19 protein-coding genes, 1 pseudogene and 1 riboswitch are annotated in these 26,611 nt (G+C 47.6%); of the genes and pseudogenes, 7 read left to right on the top strand and 13 right to left on the bottom strand.

What is annotated here, in order from left to right:
* Positions 1 to 16: 16 nt before the first annotated feature.
* From ON006_RS11945 to ON006_RS11975, 7 genes are all read right to left on the bottom strand, one after another.
* Entirely contained in the window at positions 17 to 643 is a 627-nt protein-coding gene (locus tag ON006_RS11945; RefSeq protein WP_244820016.1) for a cytochrome c biogenesis protein CcdA, read from the bottom strand.
* A gap of 215 nt (positions 644 to 858) precedes the next feature.
* Positions 859 to 996: riboswitch (cobalamin riboswitch) on the bottom strand.
* A 48-nt stretch (positions 997 to 1,044) separates the two neighbouring features.
* Positions 1,045 to 2,196, bottom strand: a complete 1,152-nt coding sequence (locus ON006_RS11950; RefSeq protein ID WP_244820017.1) for a beta-propeller fold lactonase family protein — start codon at positions 2,194 to 2,196, stop codon at positions 1,045 to 1,047.
* Between the two features lie 15 nt (positions 2,197 to 2,211).
* Complete coding sequence (locus tag ON006_RS11955; protein ID WP_244820018.1) at positions 2,212 to 3,525, bottom strand: Gfo/Idh/MocA family protein; 1,314 nt, start codon at positions 3,523 to 3,525, stop codon at positions 2,212 to 2,214.
* A gap of 77 nt (positions 3,526 to 3,602) precedes the next feature.
* Positions 3,603 to 4,553 (bottom strand): exonuclease/endonuclease/phosphatase family protein, encoded by a 951-nt coding sequence (locus tag ON006_RS11960; RefSeq protein WP_244820019.1) that lies wholly within the window; start codon positions 4,551 to 4,553, stop codon positions 3,603 to 3,605.
* 210 nt (positions 4,554 to 4,763) lie between these two features.
* Entirely contained in the window at positions 4,764 to 5,855 is a 1,092-nt protein-coding gene (locus ON006_RS11965) for a sensor histidine kinase (protein ID WP_244820020.1), read from the bottom strand.
* A gap of 107 nt (positions 5,856 to 5,962) precedes the next feature.
* Positions 5,963 to 7,597, bottom strand: a complete 1,635-nt coding sequence (locus tag ON006_RS11970) for a tannase/feruloyl esterase family alpha/beta hydrolase (protein ID WP_244820021.1) — start codon at positions 7,595 to 7,597, stop codon at positions 5,963 to 5,965.
* Positions 7,598 to 7,622: 25 nt separating this feature from the next.
* Entirely contained in the window at positions 7,623 to 9,554 is a 1,932-nt protein-coding gene (locus ON006_RS11975; protein WP_244820022.1) for an LTA synthase family protein, read from the bottom strand.
* A 192-nt stretch (positions 9,555 to 9,746) separates the two neighbouring features.
* On the opposite strand from ON006_RS11975, the gene ON006_RS11980 reads away from it, so the two are divergent.
* Entirely contained in the window at positions 9,747 to 11,888 is a 2,142-nt protein-coding gene (locus ON006_RS11980) for a molybdopterin cofactor-binding domain-containing protein (protein ID WP_244820023.1), read from the top strand.
* Positions 11,889 to 11,890: 2 nt separating this feature from the next.
* Here ON006_RS11980 and ON006_RS11985 read toward each other — a convergent pair whose 3' ends face one another.
* Positions 11,891 to 12,508: a DUF4468 domain-containing protein gene (locus ON006_RS11985; RefSeq protein WP_244820024.1), complete on the bottom strand. Its 618-nt coding sequence runs from the start codon at positions 12,506 to 12,508 to the stop codon at positions 11,891 to 11,893.
* A gap of 131 nt (positions 12,509 to 12,639) precedes the next feature.
* A complete protein-coding gene (locus tag ON006_RS11990) occupies positions 12,640 to 12,975 on the bottom strand; it encodes a hypothetical protein (RefSeq protein ID WP_244820025.1) in 336 nt (111 codons plus the stop codon).
* Positions 12,976 to 13,147: 172 nt separating this feature from the next.
* Here ON006_RS11990 and ON006_RS11995 point away from each other — a divergent pair, with 172 nt between their 5' ends.
* The 3 genes from ON006_RS11995 to ON006_RS12005 all read left to right on the top strand — a co-directional run bounded on the left by ON006_RS11995 (position 13,148) and on the right by ON006_RS12005 (position 16,621).
* Complete coding sequence (locus tag ON006_RS11995) at positions 13,148 to 14,923, top strand: tetratricopeptide repeat protein (RefSeq protein ID WP_244820026.1); 1,776 nt, start codon at positions 13,148 to 13,150, stop codon at positions 14,921 to 14,923.
* A 160-nt stretch (positions 14,924 to 15,083) separates the two neighbouring features.
* Positions 15,084 to 15,515: a globin domain-containing protein gene (locus ON006_RS12000; RefSeq protein WP_244820027.1), complete on the top strand. Its 432-nt coding sequence runs from the start codon at positions 15,084 to 15,086 to the stop codon at positions 15,513 to 15,515.
* A 230-nt stretch (positions 15,516 to 15,745) separates the two neighbouring features.
* Complete coding sequence (locus ON006_RS12005; protein ID WP_244820028.1) at positions 15,746 to 16,621, top strand: hypothetical protein; 876 nt, start codon at positions 15,746 to 15,748, stop codon at positions 16,619 to 16,621.
* 61 nt (positions 16,622 to 16,682) lie between these two features.
* On the opposite strand, the gene ON006_RS12010 is transcribed toward ON006_RS12005, so the two are convergent.
* Genes ON006_RS12010 through ON006_RS12020 form a run of 3 tightly spaced genes read right to left on the bottom strand, consistent with a single transcriptional unit; the run spans position 16,683 to position 22,381 of the window.
* Positions 16,683 to 19,322: an ABC transporter permease gene (locus ON006_RS12010; protein WP_244820029.1), complete on the bottom strand. Its 2,640-nt coding sequence runs from the start codon at positions 19,320 to 19,322 to the stop codon at positions 16,683 to 16,685.
* 3 nt (positions 19,323 to 19,325) lie between these two features.
* Positions 19,326 to 22,046: an ABC transporter permease gene (locus ON006_RS12015; RefSeq protein ID WP_244820030.1), complete on the bottom strand. Its 2,721-nt coding sequence runs from the start codon at positions 22,044 to 22,046 to the stop codon at positions 19,326 to 19,328.
* On the bottom strand, positions 22,043 to 22,381 hold the full coding sequence (locus tag ON006_RS12020; protein ID WP_244820031.1) for a PadR family transcriptional regulator: 339 nt from the start codon (positions 22,379 to 22,381) through the stop codon (positions 22,043 to 22,045). Before ON006_RS12020 ends, ON006_RS12015 begins: the two co-directional genes overlap by 4 nt.
* Positions 22,382 to 22,611: 230 nt before the next feature.
* Here ON006_RS12020 and ON006_RS12025 point away from each other — a divergent pair, with 230 nt between their 5' ends.
* The 3 genes and pseudogenes from ON006_RS12025 to ON006_RS12030 all read left to right on the top strand — a co-directional run bounded on the left by ON006_RS12025 (position 22,612) and on the right by ON006_RS12030 (position 25,713).
* Positions 22,612 to 23,946, top strand: coding sequence for an ankyrin repeat domain-containing protein (locus tag ON006_RS12025; RefSeq protein WP_244820032.1), 1,335 nt, complete (start codon positions 22,612 to 22,614; stop codon positions 23,944 to 23,946).
* Between the two features lie 213 nt (positions 23,947 to 24,159).
* Positions 24,160 to 24,396 (top strand): annotated as a pseudogene (locus ON006_RS32330) (Lrp/AsnC ligand binding domain-containing protein); the annotation flags it as partial.
* A gap of 30 nt (positions 24,397 to 24,426) precedes the next feature.
* Positions 24,427 to 25,713 carry a glucuronyl esterase domain-containing protein gene (locus tag ON006_RS12030; protein WP_244820033.1) on the top strand — a complete coding sequence of 429 codons (1,287 nt, stop codon included), beginning with the start codon at positions 24,427 to 24,429 and terminating at the stop codon, positions 25,711 to 25,713.
* On the opposite strand, the gene ON006_RS12035 is transcribed toward ON006_RS12030, so the two are convergent.
* Positions 25,710 to 26,582 carry a sugar phosphate isomerase/epimerase family protein gene (locus tag ON006_RS12035; RefSeq protein ID WP_244820526.1) on the bottom strand — a complete coding sequence of 291 codons (873 nt, stop codon included), beginning with the start codon at positions 26,580 to 26,582 and terminating at the stop codon, positions 25,710 to 25,712. The genes ON006_RS12030 and ON006_RS12035 overlap by 4 nt on opposite strands.
* Between the last annotated feature and the right edge of the window lie 29 nt (positions 26,583 to 26,611).

Here is a 26,611-nt window from a genome sequence, read left to right on the forward strand (position 1 = left end):
TTTACAAAAACGAAATCTAAAATGCTTCCAATAATGTGATTGTTCCGATTGTAATGGATAAAAAACCAACGATATAATTAATAGCTCTCAGCACCGATTCTTTTTTAGCAGCAAATTTGTTGATTGAAAATGCGAAGAAATATCCGTAGGCGGACATTGATAAAATAATTCCGGCACTTTGAAGTATGATAATCCAAACTGCTGTATATGCATCACTCGCCGCGAGCGTCAATGCAACTGCACATGCGCCGCCAGTTCCGGCCAGTCCATGCACCATTCCTACCCAAAATGATCGGCTTACTTTTTTAGCATTCAATGGTTCTTTTACCACATTTATTTTGTGAAAATTTCGCCGTAGTGCAAGTACACCAAGCCATATCATCAAGGGCCCGATAATCAGCTCTACTTTCTCGGCTATATCTAAGGAAATGGTGGATTTTAATAATAAAACCAGGCAGGCAAAAAGAATCAATGTAAATGAATGCCCCAGTGCCCAGTGGGACGAGCGCCAGATTAGTTTTAAACGATCCGCCGGTTTTTGATTTTTGCCGGTAGCCAGTACAGACACAGCAGCCATGTGGTCGGGTTCAAATGAATGCTGTACACCCAAAAGAAGAGAATCAATCAATAAGTAATTTAACATTTCCTGTAAATATGATTTAGAATTTTTAGCATTCCCGTAATCCAAAATGAATTAAAAGAAGTTAAAAGCTCAGAGGCTGCCGATCATGCGGCGGAAATAAATCAGACAGGAAAAGAAGAGAAATTATGCATTAGCATCGCGCAAAGACGCACAAATATCCTTGACAGGATATGCAGAAAATGATCCGGACCTGACTAGCTTTTTTACGCGAAAGCATCATCAAACAAAAAATGGCAGGTATCTGACTTGTAACGTTTTATCATCGTTACTCACAGTTGCGCGACAGTCCGTGAATTTAACACGGTTCCCTATTTTTCACATCGTGGACGTGAACCAATTTTTGTGGAGAAGCAAGACAAAGAACTTTAAGTGCGCAAAGTAAGCTTTTTTACATTAACATATTAATCCTGGCCTGCTCTTCCGATCCCAAACTGGTCGCCCGCACGCACAGCCCGGTTGCCGCTGTACTGCACTTCGGCCATTTTTTCACTGGCCACACTATTATTGAACTCGTCTTTCAATGTAGAAATAATCTTGCGGGTCTTCACCTCTATCACCTCCCCGCTCGACGGATACGCGTATTTCCCGTCCATGCTGAATGTGACCCAGCCGGGCATATCCTGCACCGGAATGGTCGTCAGTTGCTGGTAAGGTGCCGTCGCTTTAAATACGTGCAACCGCATATTATGCCCATCACAAACCCAAAGCTCTTTTTCGTCAGGCGTAAGACCAATTCCGTGACTGGGATTTCCGTGGCGACGCACGGGGCCCATTTCCCATCCTTCCACGGCTACATGCGCGATTTTAGTGCCTTTTTTCAAATCCCCTACCTCAAAACCGAGCAGACTATCCACCGTCACATACACCATCGTTTCCTTCGCATTGATCGTGAATGGCCTGATGTTATTGGCAAAAACCCCAACTTTCCCTGCCAGCGTATGAGTCTTGGGATCTGCCACATGCAGCCACGGACTGGCAATATCGCCCATGTAAACAAAATTCCCGGACGGCCCGTAAATGGTATTATGCGCCCTTTTATGGACATTGATCTTCTTCATAATGTCCCCGGTTTTGCAATCGACTACATTCCAGAAACCCTTTTCCAGTGACGGCAGGTACATGGTTTGCCCGTCCGGCGAAATCGACATCCGGTCGCATCCTCCCTCATAAGTCTTTTCCCATATCACCTTTTCACTCGTCAGGTCAATGCGCTGCAAGCCTTCTATCGTACTGATATAAATGCTGTTGAGCGGAATGCTGACCGCGATGCCTTTCACATTGGACGGCTTGCCGTTGGGGTGCAATCCATTGGTAGTGATCCTTTTGACAAAACGATGATTGTCGTTCATATCAAAAACCAGCAGCCCGTGCCCACCATACCCGAGGTAGTCGCGGATGCCGGGCGTGGCTACGTACAGGTATCGTTTTTCAACAGCTTTTCTATCGGTTTTTGGACGCTTATCTGCCACTACCGTCTTCGCTAATGTTTGCGAATGTACATTCGAAGAGAGCAGGATCAGGCCGCAGAATAATGTAAACAGTCTGGCTTTCATGATGGGATTAGTCATTTAAACAGAAGGTATTTTATAACCGTTATGGTATTCTTTGGCAATGAATTTGTTGGCCGCAGCATCGGTGAACAAGCCTTTTTGTTTGTCCCAATACAATTTTTTGCCGGTACGGAAAGCAATATTTCCCATCTGCGAAAAAATAGCAATGTCAGCCCCCACCTGGACCGGCGCGTGCAAGTCCTCCAATTTCCGGGAACGGACCACTTCGATGAAATTTTTCGCATGCAGGTCCAGCCCATTGTCCGACGATTTCTGCAGTGCCACCGCCTCCATTTTTTTACCTTCCGGTATCACCTCCCATCCATTCCGGTCGAGGACAAGTGTGCCATTATTGCCAATGAAAGCGATCCCGTGCTGGCGGTTATATGGCCCATCGTCAATGCCAATGGCGTGCTCCCATTGAATGTTGAAATCGCCGAATTCATATACAGTAGTCAACGTATCAGGCGTTTCTGCGCCGGAATCAGGATTCGCGAACTTACCTCCCGCCGCCATAATGCTGTTCGGAATTTCGGCTTTCATTCCCAGCAGCGCATAATCCAGCAAATGAACGCCCCAGTCAGTCATCAGCCCGCCGGCATAATCCCAGAACCAGCGAAAATTGAAATGAAAACGGTTTGGGTTAAAAGGTCTTTTAGGAGCTGGCCCCAGCCACATATTGTAGTCAACCCCGGCTGGCGGAGTACCATCAGGCAGCTTGGAAATAGGTGTTACCCAGCTAAAATACGACCATACTTTCACCAGCCGTATCTTACCCAGCTTACCCGAATGCACGAAATCCATCGCATCCCGAAAGTGTTTCTGGCTCCGTTGCCACTGCCCTACCTGCACCACCCGGCCCGATTTCTTCTGCGCAGCAACCATAGCACGGCATTCCGCGATAGAATTTCCGATGGGTTTTTCGACATATACGTCTTTCCCCGCCTGACAAGCCTCTACCATCATCAAACAATGCCAGTGATCCGGCGACCCGATGACCACGGCATCTATATTTTTGTCTTTCAGCAATTCACGATAATCGGCGTAGGTTTTCACTTTCATTCCTTTCGCAGCGAGTTCGGCAGCGCGCTTGTCCAGGACATTTTTATCCACGTCGCACAACGCCACACATTCAACCCCGGGGTTTTTCAAAATGGCCGTAAGATCCGACCAACCCATTCCATTCACACCTATGGCACCGATCCGGATGGTATCTGCGGGAGATGAAAGCTTAGGAAAAGCCGACAATGTAGACGGGAATACCGTTGAAATGCTTGCGCCCGCCACAATAGCGGTAGCAGAACTGATAAATTTTCGTCGCGAATTTGTCATGATTAATAAAATCTAGTAGATCATATAAATCATAAAAGGTCACTACCGGTGAAATATTACCCGTGGAATCTGCGCGACTACATGCTGGCGATCCGTGCCTGTCGTTTCCTCCATTGAAACGAAACGCTTACCGGATGGTGATCGGACAGTGGCAATCCCGTATGGTTTCGGAAGCTTTCATTTTCCAGTTTATAATTTCCCGGTTCCAGCATGAGGTCCTCAGAGCTTCGGTACAGAATTTTGTCAATAGTTTCAGTGCCCTGCCCGATGTCGAGAATATTGCTTGCCGGCAACGAATCTGCGTGACCGGGCATTTCATTTTTGTTTTGCAACAACACCCAGGCATCCGCTAAACCGTTATTTTTGAGCAACGTATGAATATTATCTTTTGAAAAGCTATAATGTCCGTTGAGGTCTCCCATGACAATGACGGCGTGGCCTTTTGAATGACTGGCAATGTAGCTGCTAAGCTGCCGAACATTCCCACATCGCGCCCTGGCCGCCGCCGGATGGTTATAAGCATTGGCATGTACATTGTAAAAATCAATGAACACGCCCAGCGCAACCTGTATCTGAGTATAAGTAAATCCCTTCGGCGTCAGGCAGTCAGCTCCCGTGCAGTCGTTCCAGCGGATGCGGCTGAGACGGTGGATCGGGTATTTCGATAGCGTATTCAGGCCGTCACCAAATGGTACCGCGCCTTTGGTTTGTGTGCGGTAGAAATGCTGGTTGCGACTTTCACAGAGATTTTTGTGGTAGTTGAAATCCTCCTGGACATGCGCAATGTCGTACGAATTGAGCCGCCCGCCAATATCGGCAATACTGACAGCCCGCCGGGTAACCGCGCTTGAAATGAATTCGGGCAGCCCCGCGATGTTATACGTGATCGCTGAAAAGCTGCCGGAATCCGAAATACTTAAAGAAGCAAGATGCCTTTTGGAAGAAACATGTAAAGGGGCCTCGCTGAAAATAAAAGGCATTAAGATTAGCAACAAAGCGGTAATGGGAGAAGCGTAGACTTTGGACATTCTCTTTTTTCCTGGATATGTTTGTCAAATCTAGCCCTTTCATGTTGCCCCAGTACTTCTGGAAAATTATGTAATCGTTAATTTAAAATTTCTGAATCAAAATTGATTTAAAAATCTACCACAGATTCGCCGGGTTCATAAACGGTGGATTTCCTTGGAAAAATGGTAGGAATGACTTGATATGGGAAAACCCGGTACGAAAAGCCCGCGTCAGCTTTTGAACGACAATGTAAATGTCGTGCCCTCGTTGGGTTTGCTTTCAACTGCAATGCTTCCTCCGAGGCTGGTCAGGTGGCTACGTACCAGGTAAAGCCCGATACCTTTGGCGTCGCTATGGTTATGGAATGTCTGATTTAGCCCGAAGAGCCTGTCTTTCACGAGATCCATATCGAAACCAGCTCCCTGATCCTTGAATATCAGCTGTTTAACATTCCCTGACCTTTTTGTCGAAATACCGATGACAGGCGTATTATGCGGAATAACGTACTTGATCGAATTCGTGATCAGGTTGAGAAAAATGCTCTCCATGTAGCTCGCATTGAATTTAATGTCGTCAAATTCCGAAAAGTCTGCCGTGATCCTGGTTTTGGAGTTTTCAAGAAGTGTTTTTAGTGACAGCATTACAGTGTCCAGCGACGCACTCAGACTTATTTCACCTCTTTTGACGGTCAGGAGATCCTTTTGTACCAGAATATCAACATAATGGTTCAGCGAATCTTTCAGGCTTTCGGTCGCCGACTTTAAAATATCGATAAACTGTAAAGTCTCCGCATCCTGAATTTTGGAAGTATCCAGAAGGCCAAACACAGACAGCAGGTTGTTGACCGGCGACCTGAGGTCATGAGATGTCGTATAGGTCAATTGTTTAAGATCCTGATTGATCCGGGTAAGGTTAGCAAGAAGCGCATTCCGGTCTTGTTCAATGATCTTTTTATGGGTGATATTCTTGGCAATAGCAAAAACCAACCGATCAGCGTCCCTGGGCATTGAAGTCCACGCAAGCCACACGATCTCGCCATTCTTAGTCACGTACCGGTTTTCGTAATTCAAAAGCGGTATGCTCTTTTTCAATTCTTCCCGATACTGTGAAGTAAGCTCCCTGTCTTCAAAATAGATAAACTCATCAATGGGCTTGGCGAGCAATTCCTCATGAGAATATCCCATGAGTTTGGTAAATGCAGGATTTACCATTCGGAAGTACCCATCATATCCAGCAACACAAAGTATGTCCTGAGATATCTCAAAGAATAGCTCCTTATTCAATTTATCAGTTGAGTTAGCCGACACAGATTCGATCTTCATATTGCCGCTTAATGTACTTACTTTATGAATTAAAACAAGAAAAATTAGCAGAACTTCCGAAGTTATAAGATTTTTATGCTAAAACTAGTTAACATTTACTACTACATTCAGTTGAGATATCGCATCGCAGGCTGCAAAACCTTCCGCTCCGGATACACCACTGGTTTGAAGCTCTCAGGCAAGCTTACATCGCCGCCAACATATGCGGGTAATTGCGGGTAAGGATAAAGCGGCCGCTTGAAACGGACACCGTTTTTAGGGTCCGCCTGATAATATGCCGTGCCCATCAATCGCTCGGGAGCTTTACCTTCCTCTTCCCATTTGATCAGTGCGCCGAGCATATCGCCGCAGTCATTCACGCCCGGCCCGCCGCTGCAATGTGCCATACCCGGTACCAGAAAAAAGCGAAAGAATTCCTGTGTCTGTATCACCCCACCCTGTGCTTCCGCCACCCTCTCATAATAGTTGACGGCGTCCTGATAGGGTACCAGCGGATCGGCAGTTCCTGAGTACATCAGAATCTTACATCCCCGTTTCTTCAATGCTGACAGATCCGGGTTATTAGCATTCAGGAGCGGCCCCAGAACAGAGTCCAGCTTGTCCTGATCGTGATCGAAATCGAAGGTACGATAATCAAATTCCGGCCCGAATGCCCATTTGTATTGATAAAAAAATGCGCCCGGCGACTGCTGCGGATTTTGTTGCATGTCCAGGCCAGCTCCTGAGTTTTCACTTCCCAACGGCAGTGGCGTATATATTCTTTCGCCCGTGCGAGGATTCACCGGGCCTGCGTATATCTTTTTGAGCGCATTGATCTGTGCCTGTGTCAGGCAGCTCCCGTCGTCGGTTCCGTCCGGACATTTGGGAAGTGTTTCCGGGTCAAACTGACATGCCCCGGGATCGGTGAGAAAATTATCCCCCGGTGCGCCGCCGTCCTTTCCGGCACAAGCCTTCACAACTGCCTGGGTGATCAACGCTATTTTTTCTTTCGGAATAAATGCACTTCCTGCAATGTCATTGGTTACCCGCAAGTTCCAGACGAAGCCGGTATGCAAATGGGTCCGGTTGTTCGCCGGAGCGCCCGCCAGAATGCCGTTATAGTCTTCCGGGTATCGCTGGGCCTCCATCAATGCCTGCTGACCACCCGTCGAGCAGCCCGAAAAATAAGCGTACCGGGCTGGCTTCTGGTAGTAATGCTGCATGATCGCCTTGCCAGTCACAGTCATCTCATGCGTGGCGCGGTAACCAAAGTCTGCCCATTTGTCGGGGTGTCCGGCCAGCTCATTCGGGCCGGGTGATGTTCCCATATCCGTGTTGGCCGTGGCGAACCCTTTTCTTAATCCATTGGCCAATGCACCGAAATGAATGTTACCGGCCCCTCCACCATTTCCCGTGCCCAAAAACCTTTCATTCCAATTGCTTTCCGGCAGCCATACTTCGATGCGGATCCGGGAATCCGGTGTGGGTGTTAATGTAGCCGCAACACGGCAAAAAGCTGGCAGGTTATTGATCGTAACTTTGCTACCAGGTGGTGTGAATGATCCTGCGGGGACGCATTCCGCGGTCGTGATCGCCGCTCCGGGGAAGGCAGCTTTTGCCAGCATTCCGCATTGACAATCTCTTTCAGTTGCAAGAGTGCCACCTGCCGTCACCTGTCCGAATGCCGTTTCGGAGCCTGTACCAATGATATTTATTCCAATGCAAAAAAATAAGAAGAAGAAAGTAGGTCGCCTGCCAGTCATTTGTTTGAAATAGAATGATTGTTAATCACTTCATCAGCTTGTTTTTAAATTGATAACTCGCCGTCTGATACCACGTGATCGCCTCCTCGGTTAGCTGGTTGTCCGGCTGGATCAACTTTGCTGAGCCGTCGGTAAAATTGGGTACGAATGAATCCGAAATGCGTTGCGGCCTCAAAATAATCAATGTGTCTTTTCTAATGTAGCCGAGGCTCTGGTATGTACTCACAAATGCCCGTTCGCGGCCGGGTTCCAGCTTGAAGATATCATAGCCAAAGAATTTGCTTTGATAGGAGAAATTGAGAAGCCCCAGAATCGTCGGCCCCAGGTCAATCTGGCTCATAAGCCGTTCCATTCTGGCTGGTTTAATCACATTGGGAGCAAAAATCAAAAGCGGGATCTTGTACTTGTTCACCGGTAGATCAGCCTTTCCGGCGCTGGACGCACAATGGTCCGCCACAATGACAAACAAGGTATTTTTGAACCAGGGCTTATTTTGAGCTTCCTTGATAAACCGGCCGATGGCATAGTCAGTATACTTTACGGCACCTTCACGGTTGGTATGGGATGGAATATCGATCCGTTTTTCGGGGTAGGTAAATGGCCGGTGATTGGAAGTGGTCATGATGTGCGCGAAGACCGGCTTGCCCGATTTTACCGTTTTTTCAATCTCCTTTGTCGCCAGTGTAAAGAGGTTTTCGTCGGCTACTCCCCAGATATTTTCATAGTCAATATCCTTCTTTTTGATTTCTGTCCGGTCTACCAGTTTGTATCCATTGTTTGCAAAAAAGTAACCCATATTGTCAAAATAGCCGTAGCCGCCATAGATAAATTTACTTTCGTAACCTTTTTGGTCAAAAACCCTTCCCAAAGAGAATAGCCCTTCATTTTGCGGCCTGCGCACAATGGACTGCCCTGGCGTTGGCGGCGTACAGATCGACAATGCTTCCAGTCCTCGTACCGTTCTGGTCCCGGTCGCATAAAGATTGGTAAAAAGAAGGCTCTGCCCGGCCAGAGAATCCAAATTGGGCGTAATGTGCTGTGTATTTCCAAATGTTCCCAGGAAGTCCGCGCTCAAACTCTCGACACTGATGAGTACCACATTCATCCTTTTTTCCTTTCCCGCATTAACGATCTTCCGCTCGATACTGAATGGATTATTATCGACAAAACTGCTTTCGGGAGTTTTGATCATTTCGCGGATTTTTTTGAATGCGGTCTGATCAGGGATTTTTTGATAAAACTGGGCGTAGTCCAGCTCATTGTTCCGGTAAGCAGCAAACAGCTCATACAAACCATTCCCTGCCAGCTCATTGACGTAGGTATTGTCGCTAAACTGCCTGATTTTATTATTGACCAGAAAAAAACATAACAGCAAAACCGCAACATAGGCCAGCATACGAAATGATCGTTGCTTGAAGGAATAGGCCTGAACAGCAGCGTTTTTAATGGCAGGTTTCAATACATAAACCAAAGCAGCAGTGGCCGCTAGCAAGGCAGTGACAATGATACCTACCGGGTAGGACTGCTGGATATTGCCGATCACTTCGTTGGTATAGACCAGGTAATCGACGGCTATAAAATTGAACCGGGAACTGAATTCATCCCAAAATACCCACTCGGAAACTGCATTGAAAAGCAGCCCAAAAATGAAGAATGCAAAGATCCCGTAAACGACAAACCGGTGCCAGCGCTTTTGCCACCATTTGCGTGGTGTAAGCCAAATGTACAGCACAAGCGGCAATGTAAAATAGGCCGCATTGACCAGATCGTAAAATAACCCGATCACGAAGAGTCCCAGCAAATTGAGGAATGTAAAATCCACGCCGCCTGCCGACTTCAAAAGCAGGATTATTCGGGTTAAAACGGATAGAGAAATGAGGACTGCCGCCATGATAGCGACGAGGTAGAGGGAGTTCTGTTCAGCTTTTTTCGCTGGAAATCTTTTGTCAGGTATCATTTTAAAAAACTAGGGTCACTCAAATATAAGTGAAAAGCTAACCATTGGCACGGACTACTATGTTAGCAGATTTTAAGGCAATCTCTGCATATCGTCAAGTTTTCCCAGCGTTTCATCAAATTCCCGTTTACGCCGGACCGGATACTGATTTCTTTGTACAAAAAGTGCCCGATCAAAATCCTAAAACTTGAAATGAAAAATCACGATACTATTAGCCGGAGAAATTTTCTTAAAACCAGCGCGGCAGCCAGCGGTGGGCTTTTGATCGCATTTGCCCTGCCAGTACGCGGTGAACATTTACCCGTTGCGCCAGATCTTCCCAAAACGGCCTCCCTGAATGGTAAGCTGCGCATTGATGAAGACAATACGATACATATTATCCTGCCCAAAATCGAAATGGGCCAGGGTATGTGGACGACCATTCCGATGCTGATCGCCGAAGAACTGGATTGTGACTGGAATAAAATAAAGGCGGAGCATAGCCCTCCGGGCAAAGGTGATGATTTCAAAAAATCCATCTTTATTACTTCCACAGGCGGTTCTGACTCCACCCGTTCCGAGTTTGACCGGTGCAGGCAAGCCGGCGCGATGGCCCGGGTTATGCTTGTCACCATCGCGTCCAGGAGGCTTGGCGTGGCACCCGAAGCCTGCACCACCGACAATGGTTTTGTAGTCGCTGGCGATAAGCGACTGAGTTATGGAGAACTTGCTACTGAGGCTTCCACTTTGCCCCAACCAACTGTCACGTTGCGTGAGCCGAAGGATTGGAAGATCATTGGAAAATCAAAAAAACGACTTGATAGTCCAGAAAAAATCACGGGAAAAGCCATTTACGGAATGGATATTCACTTTCCAGGACTGCTCACGGCTGTGGTAGCCCACGCGCCCGTGTTCGGCGGTAAAGTAAAATCGTTTGACGCATCGGAGACAAAAAAGATCGTCGGCGTTCGCGAAGTGATCGGGATTCCCTCCGGCGTCGCCGTCATTGCGGACAATTTCTGGGCGGCCAAAAAAGGGAGGGATGCATTGAAAATTGAATGGGAACACGGTGCTAACGAAAGTATGGATAGCCATCAGCAGCTGGAAGACTATCGCAAACTGGCTCAGACGAAAGGTAAAAATGTCTCGCAAAAAGGAGCTGTAAAGGATGCTTTGGAAAAAGCAGCAACGACTTTCGAGGCCGAATTCACATTTCCTTACCTCGCGCACGCGCCGATGGAACCATTGAACTGCACGGTAAAAATTTCGGAAGATGATTGCGAAGTATGGACGGGAACGCAGTCTCCAATACTGCATCAGGCTGAGATAGCGGCGTTTCTGGGTCTCCCGCCCGAACGCGTCGCGCTGCATACGCCACATATGGGAGGCAGCTTCGGTCGGCGCGGCTCGTTCCAGGGAGACTGGGTCATGGAGGCGGTGCATATAGCCAAAATAACCGGCAAGTTTATCAAGCTGGTATGGTCGCGCGAGGATGATATACGCGGAGGATATTACAGACCTGTTTATTTGCATCAGGTCAAAATGGGGATCGGTGCTGACGGTTTTCCAAATGCATGGGAGCACCGGATCGTCGGCCAGTCGCTTTTTACAGGTACTATTCTGGAAGATGCCATTGCTCCCAATGGCATCGATTACAGCTCGGTAACCACCGGCGCACCGTATTCCGAGTATGTGGCAGACTATTCTTTTGAGCTGCACACTACATTATACGGAGTACCAGTGCTGGCATGGCGGTCGGTGGGGAGTACGCACACGGCATTTGTAGTGGAATCGCTGATCGATGAGCTCGCGTCCAGGGCCAAAACGGACCCTATTGATTACCGCCGCGCCATGCTTAAGAAACACCCGAGGTACCTGGCTGTACTTAACCTTGCCGCGGAGAAAGCACAATGGGCCCAACCATTACCCGCAGGGCAGTTTCGGGGTATTGCCATTCATGAAGCGATGGGTAGCTGCGTGTGCCAGATCGTGGAATTATCAATTGAAAATCAAGCCATTCGCCTGCGCCGGGTTGTTTGTGTCATTGACTGCGGTATGGCGGTTAATCCCGACGGTGTGGTCGCTCAAATGGAAGGGGGCATTGTGTATGGACTCACCGCCGCACTTTATGGAGAAATATCACTTGAAAAAGGCCAGGTGCAACAAAGTAATTTTCACGATTACCCGATGCTACGCATGAACGAAATGCCTGTGATAGAGGTGCACATTGCACCTAGTACTGCCAAAATGGGAGGTGCAGGTGAGCCAGGAGTCCCTCCTATCGCGCCTGCATTAGCCAATGCGCTCTTTGCCGCTACCGGAAAGAGGATCAGAAAGTTGCCCGTAAAATTGTAAAGTTATCTTCTGGCCACAGGCTCGCCTTTCAGCGCTGCATTCCTCAGTTCCCACTGGATCCTGTTGAAATGATATGCCATGATGTCGTGCATTTTGGCAAGATTTTCCAGATATGTTACTTTGGCCGAGCGTTCCTGGTTTAGGCGGGTCTGTTCGGCTTTACCCTTCCTCAGCGTTTTCGCAACGTCGATATCAGCAATACGCTTCTGGTAAGTGTAAATGGTCGAAAAATCCATATCGGACGAAACGAAGACTTTGCTTCCGGTCGGCCGGGCTTTCACCTGATCGATGGTGCAGGAATACTTGTTATCCTTAAGGTCGACGATAACACGATAAGAAAACGCTTCGAAGCCTTGCGTATACACGGGCTCGGAACCGTGGTAAACGATCTTTCCACGATCCGGATCGGAGACTTTGATGACTTCCCAATAATTTGAATATTTCTGGGTAAGCCAGGCCCGGACGTTCCTGAATGCGACGGCAGGTGCCCTACCCATGTCCACGACTCTGGTTTGGGAGATCTCGCCTGTGAATTTGTTGTAGGTGAGCTCTGGCTTTTGCGCCGTTCCGATCAAAGAGGTCAAAAGCATCATGCTCAGCAGGGGCAACAGGGTCTTCATTTAACTATTGATGGAGGTTATATACATTCATGCCTTGGGTGCGACGAACATAAAAGTAATACTACAAAATCCTCGCTTATTTACAAAGGAGTCATTTCATAATATTTTCCTGAAGACTATAGTGGTGACTTTTATTCGAACTCTTTTTTAACTTTATCGGCAATCGAATATATTCTTTTCGCGAGCAGAAAACATTCATCTTCTGTCATATTTTCAATGGTATGGCGCACGGCATTCATGATCACGAATCCATTTTCATCTCTCATAGTACCCGAACTGGTCGCGGTCTTTTGCAGGTCTATCCATTCTTCCATCAATGCGTCAGAAAAATACTTTGCATCGATAATATTAAAGTAGGAGGACTGTGATTTTAGTTTTTCCTTAAGATTGGGATGCCGTGAATCATTTTGTAATGTTTCGACAAATTTGGACAATTCTATGAAGGCAAAAACATTGGATTTTTTCACAAGTATTAACGTTGAGGATATGTAACTAATTTAGAACAAATATAACCATGAATTCCAATATTCGACGCTTTATACCCAATTCGATTTTGTTCTCTTTCTAAGTTAACGGTAAGTAGATACCTGTTTAATTGCTATAATTTTGGCGGTACCTAATCTCGACCGGACCGCCTCTATGAAAATCAGCAGTGTTTTATTGCTCTCCCTCATTACATTTTCTCTCTTTGCCCAGTCCTCCAAAATTGACAGCCTGACGAATGTGCTCGCAAACACCGCTGTGGACACAACGAAAGTGAACCTCATGGTCGACATTGGCGTCGAGTACTGGGCATCGGATCCTGAAAAAACAATTCTCTACACCCGAAACGCGCTGGATATTGCAAAAAAAATAAAATATCGCCGCGGAGAAGCGAAAAGTTATCAGGGGATCGGGATCTATTATTGGCAGAAAAATGATTACGTCAAGTCACTGGCCAACTATGAGCTTGGTAAAAACATATATAAAGAACTGGGAGACCAGCTTGGTTATGGCAGGTCTCTTACCAATATCGGGATGGTTTATGGAGAGCAGGGAAACTACGATGTCGCGCTGGACAACTACCAGCAATCGCTGATCATTTTTCAGGAATTGCACGACGACAAGAGAATGGCGTCGGCTATCAACAGCATTGGCAATGTCCATAAAAATCAGAAGAATTTTGATGAAGCCCTGATTTCCTACAAACAGGCAATGGATATCTGGATCAAGGCGGGAGACAAAAAATCGACGGCTGGCTCTTACATTAACATAGCCAGCATTTATACCAAACAAAAGAAATACGACGCAGCCATTGCCAGTGCCAATAAGGCTTTTGAATTGTTTGAAAGTTTCAAAGACAGCAATGGGCAAATAATATGTCTTAATAACCTCGGCGAAATTTATTTGCAAAAAGAAGATTACCCGCAGGCGCTGCTGAAATACGAACTTTCACTGGAAATCAATCAGCAGTTTCAGAGCAAGCGGTTAATGATCACCTCTTATAATGGGCTGGGCCAGGTCTATACCAAACAACATAACACCGGAAAGGCCATTGAAAATTACCGTCACGCGCAATTGTTAGCGCAAGGCTCTGGTATAAGGCCCGCATTGCAGCTGTCATACCAGGGACTGGCGACGGTTTACGGCGATATGAAAGACTACGCTAACGCTTATCACTTCCAGCAGCTTTCCAATACGCTGAAAGACTCGATCTTCAATGCTGAAAACACCAATAAGATCGCCAATCTGCGGGTACATTATGAAAGCGAGAAAAAGCAGAATGAAATAAAACTGCTTCAAAAAGAGAAGGATCTTGGTTATGCGCACCGGAATATGCTCGCGCTAGGGCTGATCGGCGGACTGATCGTGCTGGGCCTGGCATTTAACAGGCAGCGGCTTAAAGTCCGAAAAGACCGGGAAATACACATTGCACAGCAGGCGCTGGCAGAAAACGAAATCCGTAACCGCCAGGAAAGAGAGCAGCAGCTCACCACGGAACTGGAATTCCGGAACAAAGCATTGACGACGCATACATTAAACCTCATTCAGAAAAACAGTATCCTCGAAGAAATCCGGCAGACGGTTTCACTTACACTCAAAACCAGGCAGGTCGAAGAACATTCTACCCTTTTCGGACGGCTCATAAACCTCATCGATTACAGTTTTAACCTCGACAAAGACTGGGACGAATTTAAAATGTACTTCGAAGGCGTTCACAAAGATTTTTTTACCAAACTAAAAAAAGGATACCCCGACCTGAGCAGCGGTGAACTGCGTCTTTGCGCATTGATCCGGCTCAACCTCAATCTCAAAGAAGCGGCGACTTTGCTCAACATTGCCCCCGACAGCGTTAAAACCGCCAGGCACCGGCTTCGCAAAAAACTCAATTTACCGGAAGACAGTAACCTGGCGGATTATTTGATGACGGTTTAAAATACACTCGAAACGGGCTTTTTATCCTAAAAACATTCCATTTTCGCATAGAAGAGGGAATGTTTACTTTTTGTATACCACCCGAAATAGGAAGACCGCTTTTGTCCCCCTAAGTTTATCATCAGATCTTATCACCATTCAATCTAAAAATAATCACGCCATGGATATTCGTAATATGCTCATAATTAAAAACTCGTGGAGTCACGTGATCGCCCAGCCTGATAATCCGGGTGTACTTTTCTATCAGCAGCTCTTCGCCGCCGTGCCGTGCCTGGTGCCTATGTTCAAGTCGGACATGGAGGGCCAGCAAGCCAAATTTACCGATATGATTACGTACATGGTGACCAACCTGCAGAACATGGAAGACATCCAATATGAAATTGAGCTGCTTGGTCAGCGGCATGCTCATTACGGTGTCACCGCCGAACATTACGAACTCGTGGGGTCGGTGCTGATCAGCACATTAAAAAGCAGCTTGGGAGATTTGTGGAACTCCGAAACCGAAGAGGCCTGGACAAGGTTGTACCAACTCTGGTCATCTTCCATGATCGGGGCGAGCAGCGAAATGAGCCCGGAAAAATCGCCCGAGTAGCTCATTTACCATCCAAAAAGAGGCCTGTACACCATTTGTGCAGGCCTCTTTTTGGTAATACACCTTTTGTACACACCATTTTGATCCCGGATCAACGCTTTGTATACCCGTCAAAATTGCCTGCCCCTCTGATCCGCACTAGGTTTGCATCGCCTTCTGAGAAACGAACATTTCAAAAGTTCAGGCAAAACAAATTCAAACATTTTTATCCAAATCACTTATCTGTTACCATGAAAAATATCTTCAAATTCGCCCTCGTACTATCCATTGGCATCGCTTCCTGCCAGCAAGACGACAACTTTGTAACGCCTGCCGACAAAGCAGAGGCTACCGCCAGCAGCCTTCGTGAAAACATGCTGCCAACGGTTCCCCAAAAACACCAGCTTATTAAACACGGAAATGTCAAGCTGGCTTACTACCCGGACGGGAAGTTGCAAAAGGTGACCTACGTAGCAGCTACGCGGACTTCCCCAGCCACGTTTGCAACCTATAAATACAACGCCAACTACATTATCGCGACGGTTTACTACAACAATAAAGTAGCCCAGGAAACCACTTACCTGCTCGACAATTACCTCCGCTGCTACGAGTCCATCCAAAAGGACTACATTCCGATGGGACCTAATGCTTATCAGGTGAAAGAAAGTAATTTCCATTACAACTATAACAGCAAAGGCCAGCTAGACAGCCGTATCAACAAAAAAGTACCTACCCAAAAAACTGTGTTTATCTGGAATGCCGCCGGTGACCTGGTTAAAATGACGGGGTACAATTTCCGCAGCGGGCAGGCATACGAACCTGTACAGTCAGAAACAACGCTTTATTATGACCAGCCTACCGGTGACCCCATCCTGGCAGACCTGGCACCGATCAATAGCGAAGCCGCTAACTTGCCTGATCCATACCTGATGGTATTTGGCAAATCGAGCAGACATTTGGTGAAAATGGTTACTGAAAACACGTCACTGGGCGGCAACTACTACGCTTACGCGCTGGATGCGGAAGGATATGTTACTAAAAGAGACTGGTATACGGTAACAGACGCAAAGCTGATCGAATCAACTTTATATGAATACCTGATCTCGGACCTCGGATTTAACTTATAAGCTCTGAAAAATCAAAAAGAAAACGCTGACTGAACCATGTGGATCAGTCAGCGTTTTCTTTTTATTCACTGCGTAATGTTTTAACAGGATTCATCAGCGCAGCTTTAACGCTCTGAAAACTGACCGTCAGCAATGCAATGGTCACCGCCAGCAGCCCCGCCAGCACAAACACCCACCATTCCATATCGATTCGGTACACGAAGTCGCGCAGCCACTGGTTCATCGCATACCAGGCAATCGGCGAGGCGATCACGATGGCGATCAGTACCAATTTCAAAAAGTCTTTGGACAGCAAGGCAACAATACCGGTAACGCTGGCACCCAGCACTTTACGAACGCCAATTTCCTTCGTACGCTGCTCGGCCGTGAAAGCCGCCAACCCGAACAACCCCAGACAGCAGATAAAAATAGCCAGAAAAGCAAAGTAATTAGCCAGCGTTCCCACCACCGTTTCGCTTCGGTACAGCGACTGGAATGCTTCGTCGGCAAACATATACGCAAATGGAAACTTAGGGTTTATTTCCCTGCAAAGGCTTTCCAGGCTTGCCATGGCCTGCTTCGTCTGCCCCGGTCTGATGCGCACAATGATCATCTTGCCCTGACCTAACCTTGCGATAAACGGTTCAATGGCAGTATGCATTGAGCTTTGGTGATAGTCGTCAACAACACCGACGATGGTACCTGTTTTACCCCACATGGTCAGCGGCTTACCGACCGGGTCCTGATATCCGATGCGCTTGGCGGCAGTTTCATTAATGATATAATTCATTGAATCTGCCCCAAAAGCTCTTGAAAAATCACGCCCTTTCACTTTCACTTTTAAGGTCTTCGTGAAATCGTAATCTATCTGTGAAAACTGGAACTGAATGTTCGTCGAAGGATCTTTGCCGGGCCATTGTACATTGCCTGTTGTGCCAAATCCATTGGTTGGTGTCCCCTCCATCTTGGTTACGGCTTCAATCCCGGGCATTTGCAGCAGCTCTTCCTTGAATAGATCGTACTTGTTCAGCAGCTCTCCCTCGGAAGGAATATAAACCATTCCCTGGCGGTCGAAACCCAGATTTTTGGTTTGGATAAAATCCATTTGACGGTACACGACAACGGTTCCGATGATGAGCAGCATAGAAAGCGCAAACTGAAAAACCACCAGCCCCTGGCGAAAAAACCGTGCTCCCGAGCCAAATCGGATCGAACCCTTCAAAACCCGGATCGGGTTCAGGGACGATAAAAACAATGCAGGGTAACTTCCGGCAATGAGGCCGGTAAGGAGCGTCATAGCCAGCAATGTCAACCAGAACGACGCATCTGCAAACTGAAATGTAATGTGTTTTTCAGTCAATGTATTAAAGGTAGGAAGCAGGCCCCATACAAAAACGACTGCGACGAGCAGCGCAATGAAGGTCAGTACCAGTGCCTCTCCGACAAACTGCCCGATGAGCCAGCCTCTCCCTGCGCCTACCACCTTGCGTACACCTACCTCGCGTGCCCGCTTGACGGACCGCGCCGTGGCGAGGTTCATGAAATTGATACAGGCGATTAGCAGGATAAATATGGCTACAATTCCAAACAACCGAACGTATTCGATCCGCCCCCCATCGAGGTAGCCATTTTTGAAATTGGAATACAAATAAGCCTCACTGGAAGGTTGCAGAAAAAGCTGGATATCAAAACCTTTGGAACCCATATTTGGATTGCGGGTTTTCAGAAATGACTTTATCTTCGCTTCCAGCTTGCCAGGGTCAGCCGAAAGGCCCTTACCGTCCGTATGCAGCTGAATATGGGTTTCGGTCACACTGTTCCCCCAGTCTTTCAGCCATTCATTATGCGCCAGCAAATCTTTCCAGCTGAGCAGATAATCGTATTTGACCGAGCTGTTTTCCGGCATTTCAAACACCGCACTGACCTGATAGTCTTCCTGGTTACTCATGCGAATGCTTTTTCCCATAGCGGCCTGGGCGTTTCCAAAGTAGTTTTCCGCGAGTTTCCGGGATATCGCAATGTTTGTCGGGCTGCTCAATACATCCTCTGCGGTACCGGTCAGCAAGGGAATGCTGTACATTTTGAACCAATCCTCGCCAGCCCATCGCCCCTTCTCCTTATTCACCTTTTCGCCGACCGAGAATGTGCGCTCCTCCTGCCAGGAAAGACCAGCGGAATAGGCAATTTCAGGAAATTCCTTTTTCAGTTCGTCTGCCAGCAAACCAGGTGTCCCGGGAGTTGCCTCTACCTTGCCATCGAAAAATTGACGCTCCATCACATGGTACAACTGAGGCCCGTTGGCATGATAACTGTCCATACTGAATTCGTCCTGAATCCAGAGCATAATGAGCAAGCTGCAAGCCATTCCGAGCGCAAGTCCCAGAATGTTAATGCTTGAAAATGACTTGTTGTGGGCGATATTACGCCAGGCAATTTTGAAATAATTAAGGATCATGGCTGGTTGAAAATTGGGTGTGGTCCGGAATTTTTGTTGATAGGCGGCAGACTGCTTCCGTTTACGGACAAACGGCGGCAGTACCGAGATTACATTCAGTGCGTATTTAAGGTCAGCTGTGGCTTTGCCATGCTTTTCGTGCCAATGGTCGTACAGTTCGTCGAGGTCTCCCGAGACTTCCTCCACGGTATTCTCAGGGTGAAACCAGGTCAGTAACCGGCGGATCCAGCGGGGAGGCGTTATGGGTAGATTTTCGTTGCGTTTCATAGCTTATTCGCTTCGCAGGGTTTTGACAGGATTCATCAGGGCGGCCTTAACAGACTGAAAACAAACCGTGAGCAATGCTACGCTGATAGCCACAACCCCTGCCAGCACAAACATCCACCATTCCACATCGATCTTGTAGGCAAAATCCTGCAACCAGCGGTGCATAGCGTACCAGGCAACAGGCGTAGCCAGCAGAATTCCGATCAGAACAGGTTTCAAAAAGTCTCTTGACAACAACGTAACAATGCTGCCAATGCTGGCTCCCAACACTTTTCGGACACCAATCTCTTTCGCCCGCTGCTCGGCTGTGAATGCCGACAAACCAAACAATCCCAGGCAGGCAATGAACACCGTCGCGAGCACCATGCTCATAAAAATGGTTTGACGTTTGGCATCCTCGCGGTAAAATAATGCCAGCTGCTGATCCAGAAAATGATATTCAAACAGATCGTCCGGGTCAATTTTTTGCAGAATGTATTTCATCTGGCTCACGGTTTCCTGCGCATTTTCACCAGATAACCTCACCGTGAAATAATCAATGTACTGGATTGGATTATTGCGGTACCCGATCACCAGCGGCGCGATTGTTTCCCGTAATGATCGAAAGTTGAAATCCTTAACGATACCCACTACACGTACCTTCAATGGCTCGTCCAAAGGCGTGAGGTTTCCGTTACTCCCCTCCCTCGGAATTTCTATCCATTGTCCCCCCGGAGTTTGAATATTCAATGCCTTCGCAGCCGTTTCATTGATCAGGACGGCGGAAGAATCGGCCGGGGTATTGCTTCCGAAATTCCGGCCCGCCAGCAATTTCATATCAAATGTTTTCAAAAAGTCTTCGTCAGCCCCAATGAATGTCATCATCGAATTCACACCGGCACGTTCATTAGGCGTATGTACCTCCACTTGCGCCAGATTTTTCCACTCCCCAGGCACACGCGTTGAAACCGAAACCTGACTGACACCAGCCAGCTTGCTATACTCCGATTTGATCGCCTGAAAACTCTTGCGCACTTTACCGCTGTTGATATCGACCACCACTAGCTGCTCTTTATTAAAACCCAGGTTTTTAGTTCGGATAAACCGCATTTGCAAATAAACCACCAGTGTTGCCACGATCATTACAACCGACAATGTAAACTGGAAGACCACCAGTCCTTGCCGCAACTGCGTTTTGCTCGTACCCGGCGTGGTAGTACCTCCTTTGATGAGCAACAAGGGTTGAAAACGCGAAAGCAGCAATGCAGGATAGCTTCCTGACAATAAACCGGTAAACAATGTGGCCAAAATAACAATCAGCCAGATCCGGTAATCAGACGAGAAATTGATGGCCAGCGCCTTTTCCGTAAAAGCATTGAACTTCGGCAAAGCGAGCTGCACGGCTAACAATGCGATGAGCAAAGCGATGAAGGTAATCACCAGCGATTCCATGAGGAACTGGAAGGTGAGACTTCCCCTGTGCGCACCCGCTACCTTACGCACACCGATTTCCTTGGCACGACGGGCGGCGCGTGCGGTGGTCAGGTTAATGTAGTTAATGCAGGCGATCAGCAGGACAAATACGCCTATCACCGCAAAAACATACACATAGGCAATGTCGCCCATCCGGCCCGAGCTATTGTTTCGCTCAGCGCTATTATCAATGTCTTCGGAGTAGAAGTGAATGTCACGCAGCGGCTGCAACGAGAATGTGCCAACTTTTTTGTCAGGAGGCAAATGAGCCGCCACCGCATTTTTAATTTTCGTGGCAATAGATGCATTCGGGGCATTGGCTTTCAACAAAAGGTAGGTCACAAACATATTGGACGACCAGTCACTCCCCGACTGCTCTCTATACCATTTATCGCTGTGGATCGTGCTTTCTGAAAACAGTATGTCGAACTGAAAACTGGAATTCTTCGGCACATCTTCACAAATGCCCGTGACAGTAAAAGGCGTGTCGAAACCATCGGTATCGATGATCTTACCTAATGCGTCGTCGGTACCAAACATATTTTGAGCCATTTGACGGGTGATTACCGTCGAGTATGGCTGCTGCAAAGCTGTGGCGCGATCACCGGCAATCATTTTATAGTCAAATACCTGAAAGAAGCTACGGTCGGCCAGGGTTATTTCTCTTAGAAAAACATTGCGGCCCGCAGTGTCCGAGACGTTCGTTCGCCCCAAAGCTGTTACCCGCACCACATTTTCCACCTCCGGCAGTTCCGTTTGAGCATACTTCCCAACCTGATAACCAACCGACGCGACATGCGATTGCTTGCCGTTTTCCGAAGTTTTTTGCTGGGTGATCCTGTAAATCCGGTCTGCCTGAGAATGAAACGCATCGAAGGTCCATTCATCAAACAAATAGAGCGAGATCAGAAAGAAACAGGTCATCCCAAAGGTCAGCCCCACAATGTTGATTGCAGCATTAGCCTTGTACTTGGCGAGGTTGCGAAAAGCAATTTTAATGTATTCTCTGATCATGGCTGTATGTAGGATTGAAGGTTTTTCGTACTGATATTCCTGCTTTCTGCGGCGCACAAATGGCGGCAGTACAGATGTCACATTGAGTAGATATTTGAGATTAGCTGACCATTCTCCTGATTTTTCATGCCAGTCATGATACAACTCGTCCAGATCGCCTTCTACTTCCTCCAACGTATTGGCTGGATGCATCAAAGCCAAAAGCCAATGTATCCAGACCGGTGGCGCGTGACGGCGGGGCTTCTCCTCTGCATTCATAACCCGCTCAATTTTAAGGAATTGAAAGGGATCATTTGCCACAAATCCTTCCGTAGTTCCTGAATGTCGTGTAAAGCGCGGCTGCCCAGTGCGGTCACTTTAAAAATTCGCTTCCGCCTTCCTCCCCGCTCGGTGCTGGCGCCGCCGAGTTCCGATTTCACAAAACCCTTTTCTTCCAGCCGTATCAATGTGTTATGGACCGTCCCGAAAGTGACGCTGCGACCGGTATGCTCTTCCAGCGCCTGACTGATCGTGACCCCGTAGCCCTCGCCATTCAGGATTGCTACCATGAGTAAAACCATTTCCTCAAACTCTCCCAAATAAGTCCGGCGCATAAGCTGATGTTATTAGTTTCTATTTTATCGTACAAATCCGTGCCAATTTTCAAAAAGTGCCCTAATACGCCCTATTTGCTCTATCTGGCTATTTTTCAATGCATTTTTTGTTCACAAAAGGACGTAAACTGTCCGGTATTGAACATTCAGCAAATCCTTGTCATAGTTGTTCATGCTCTTCGTATCACCGATTTTTAAATTTGTTAACTTACAGCTGAAAAATAAGAGCGATGACTGAAAACCTTATAAACTCAGCAGAGCCGGAAGATATGCAGACTGCATTTATCCGGGAAGCGATCTGGCATGGGGAATTAACGGAGGCCAACTCAATGCTGGCACTGTATCCCGAGCTGGCTACACAAAGCATTCATACTGCTGCCATATTGGGTAATTTGGAAGTTGTTCGTGGTTTTTTGGATGCTGATCCAGCTCTTGCTACGGCCACAGCGGCCCCCTATGGCGGCAATGCATTGGTTTATTTATGTATGTCAAAATACCTGCGGCTGGATAAAAGCAGGAACAATGACTTTTTACGGACGGCCCGCCTGCTCCTCGAAGCAGGCGTTGACGCCAACTCGGGCTTTTGGACGAAAGGCGATTATCCAGAGTTTGAAACTGCATTATATGGCGCGGCCGGTATCGCCCACCACGCCGAATTAACGAAACTTTTGCTGGAATACGGCGCCGATCCCAACGACGGGGAGGCCGTGTACCATTCGCCCGAAACCTACGAAAACGGCGCGATGAGCGCATTGGTTGAAACCGGGAAAGTGACGCAGGAAGGATTGGTGCTGATGCTCATCCGAAAACACGACTTCCACGATTATGATGGCGTAAAATACCTGCTCGAACTGGGTGTTGACCCGAATGGTCATTGGGGAACGGCGTCTCCGTTTCATCATGCATTGATGCGCGATAATGATTCGGCCATCATTACCCTCCTCCTCGACCATGGCGGCGATCCGCAAGCTATCACACATGGCATGACAGTGGCTGCACGGGCGGCGCGGGAAGGTCGTGGTGACGTATTGGCGATATTCAAAAAGCGGGGCCTACCCTACACATTGGAAGGCGTAGACCGGTTGATCGAGGCTTGTGCCTTGGGAAATAATGAGCTGGTAACAACCATTTTGAAGCAGGAACCTACGTTTCTGGATCAAATGCTGGCCGTAAGCGGCACGCTACTGGCCAAGTTTGCCGGTACCGGTAATGTGGCAGGCGTAAGGCAATTGCTGGATTCGGGTGTTAAAGTCGATGCCGTTTTTCATGAAGGTGACGGCTATTTCGAAATTCCAAAAAACAGCTTCGCTATCCACGTAGCTGCCTGGCGCGGACGCCACGAAATCGTACAGCTTCTTGTGGATCACGGATCGCCCGTCGACACGCCAGACCAAAACGGCCGCACACCATTGCAACTGGCAGTCCGCGCCTGTGTCGATTCCTACTGGACAGACCGGCGCTCTCCTGAATCCGTTGAAATATTGCTAAAAGCCGGAGCTAACTCAGCCCAGATCTCCCTGCCGACAGGCTATAAGGCGATAGATCATTTGCTGCTGCCGTCTTAAAAATTCAGCTGGCACACTGAGTCGCCAGCCACAAGCATTGTTTGATGGCGAGCGGATAATCTCGTCGATACTTTCAATGAATGCCTCTACCTCATCCAAAGTATTATAGTGCGGTGACGCCGGATCGCGCATTTCACACTTTTTTCATCAAAATAAATGGAAGCGATGCAGCAATGCAAGCAAGTGTTGCAATGCTAATATGTTACCGGCACCTATGATTTTGTAGTAATCGCCCACGCCAGGGATATGCCCCATTTTGAAGATTTCTTCAAAAAACACCTCATGGACAACCCCAATCTCAAACACTTACACTCACATAGTGATGGACAAAGTAAAAGTGAGTTATGGCGTCGCATTGTAATAACCTTTGGAAAAGTCAAACCAGTATTTGCAGGTTGTGGGGCATTAAACAAGATCCTGCAAACAGGTAGTAAGTCTGGCAGGCGCTGATCTTTTGGATGATAGAAACATTCCTGAACCATGACCAGAACATTATTACTTGGCCTTTTTGTTGCTCTAAGCTTTGCAGGCCTGGCACAACCAGCGGCGAACCGCCCCACCGTAGTGGCAGGCTTTCCTGTCAATTACCAGGAAGATTCGGTGGGTACCTATACACTTCCCGAATTACTCAAGTCCCTTGATGGCAAGACGATATCCACCGCAAAACAATGGACACAGCAAAGAAGACCGGAGTTAGTGAAGCTGTTTGAAGAAAATCAATTTGGCAAAATGCCTTCCCGGCCGCAGGAAATGACTTTTAAGGTGTTCGACAAAGGTACTTCCGCATTCAACGGCAAGGCGATCCGTAAACAGGTCACCGTTTATTTTACCAAAGACACCTCGGACCATAAAATGAACTTGCTCATTTACATTCCGGCATCAGCAAAGAAACCTGTTCCGTTGCTAATGAACATTTCGTTTGCGGCCTATAATCAAACCATCGAGGACACCGGGTTGCTGGTAAACTATATCTGGAAAGACGGCAAGAGGATCAAAGCGGACCAGCCGACGGTGTTTGGAAAAATGAATGTAGAGCAGTTCCTGGATGCGGGTATCGGATTTGCGACGGTGTACTATGGGGACATTGAACCGGATTTTAAAGACGGTATCAAATACGGAATCAGACAACATTACCTGAAACCGGGGCAAACCGAAACAGCAGCCAATGAATGGGGAGCCATTGCAGCCTGGTCGTGGGGACTGGCACGGGCAATGGACTACTTTGAAACCGACAAACAGATTGATAGCAAACGTGTTGCATTGCAGGGAGCTTCGCGGCTAGGCAAGACAGCACTTTGGGCGGGCGTGAAAGATACGAGGTATAAAATGGTCATCGCCAGTATTTCCGGCGAAGGCGGCGCAGCATTGAGCAGGCGTAATTATGGTGAAACGATCCGTCACATCAGCGATCCTTCGCGCTATTTGTACCAGTTTGCACCCAACTACCATTCCTACGCGGATAATGTGGCTAGCATGCCTGTGGACGCGCATATGCTGGTAGCATTAATGGCCCCCAGACCGCTACTGCTACAAACTGGCAGCACAGATTATTGGTCCGACCCAAAAGGTGAGTTTTTGTCAGCAGTTGCAGCGGCTCCCGTTTACAAGCTTTTCAATGAAAAAGGCCCGGAGACAACCGACATGCCGGCGGCCGGAGATACATCGCTTTTGATGAATGAGCTGGGTTATTATATGCATGAAGGTGGGCATACCGTACTGCCCACCGACTGGACGCATATCATTTCTTATATGAAAAAGTATCTCTAAACCACCATTCTATCAAAAACCGCACGCTGCTCTGCCATTGCTTTCACTTTATCGTCTGGATTGGTGTGGCATTCCAGCAGTACCCAGCCTTTGTAATTCATTTTGATCAGATTGGCGATCAGTTCGGGATAAGGATAATCAGTCCTGTTAAGTTCCCGGACGTGAATCGTATCACCGAAATACTGTCTTACCAGATCAAAATTGGACTGAAAACCCGCGCCATTTAAGTCCTGGGGATTACAGTTCCAGCAGATTTTGGCATTCTTGTGATCGGCGTATTCCATGATCTTCTTAATGTTCGGCAACTCCTGTGTCTCCGCCCCGTGTACTTCAAGCCGCAACTGCTGGCCAAAATCAGCGGCATAGGCAGCCAGTGTATGCAGCGACTTGCCTATTTGTTCAAGTGTCTGTTCAACAGGCACATCCTTGTGCAATGCGTTCGGCTTAACTTTCACCCCCGAGCCACCCACATCCGCGCTCAGCCGGATAAATTCCTTTGCCCGATCAATGGAAGCAGCCAGTTTCGCCTGATCAGGATAATCGAATTGCTGGTTAGTCCCCAACCCGACAATTTTCACCGGACTATCCGCAAATTTCTTTTTCACTTCCGTCCTTTCTGAGGCTGTGAGTTCAGGCATTACCTTATGTGCATGCTCCACACGTAGTTCAACGCCGTGAATTCTGGTATCAGTACAATTTTTAATGATCGTCGGCACGTCCCAATCTTTACCCCACAAATAAGTCACAAAACCCAGCTTCATTTGCGGCTTTTTCGCAAATGAAGCTGCCAGTAGATCAGCAGGAACGGCCGCAACGCCTGCCATCAGGGATATTTCTTTTAAAAACGTTTTTCTATCTATGAGCATGATTATTTCCGGTTTAATGATCAATATTAATG

This window comes from Dyadobacter pollutisoli, from assembly GCF_026625565.1.
In the GTDB taxonomy this organism is placed as follows: domain Bacteria; phylum Bacteroidota; class Bacteroidia; order Cytophagales; family Spirosomataceae; genus Dyadobacter; species Dyadobacter pollutisoli.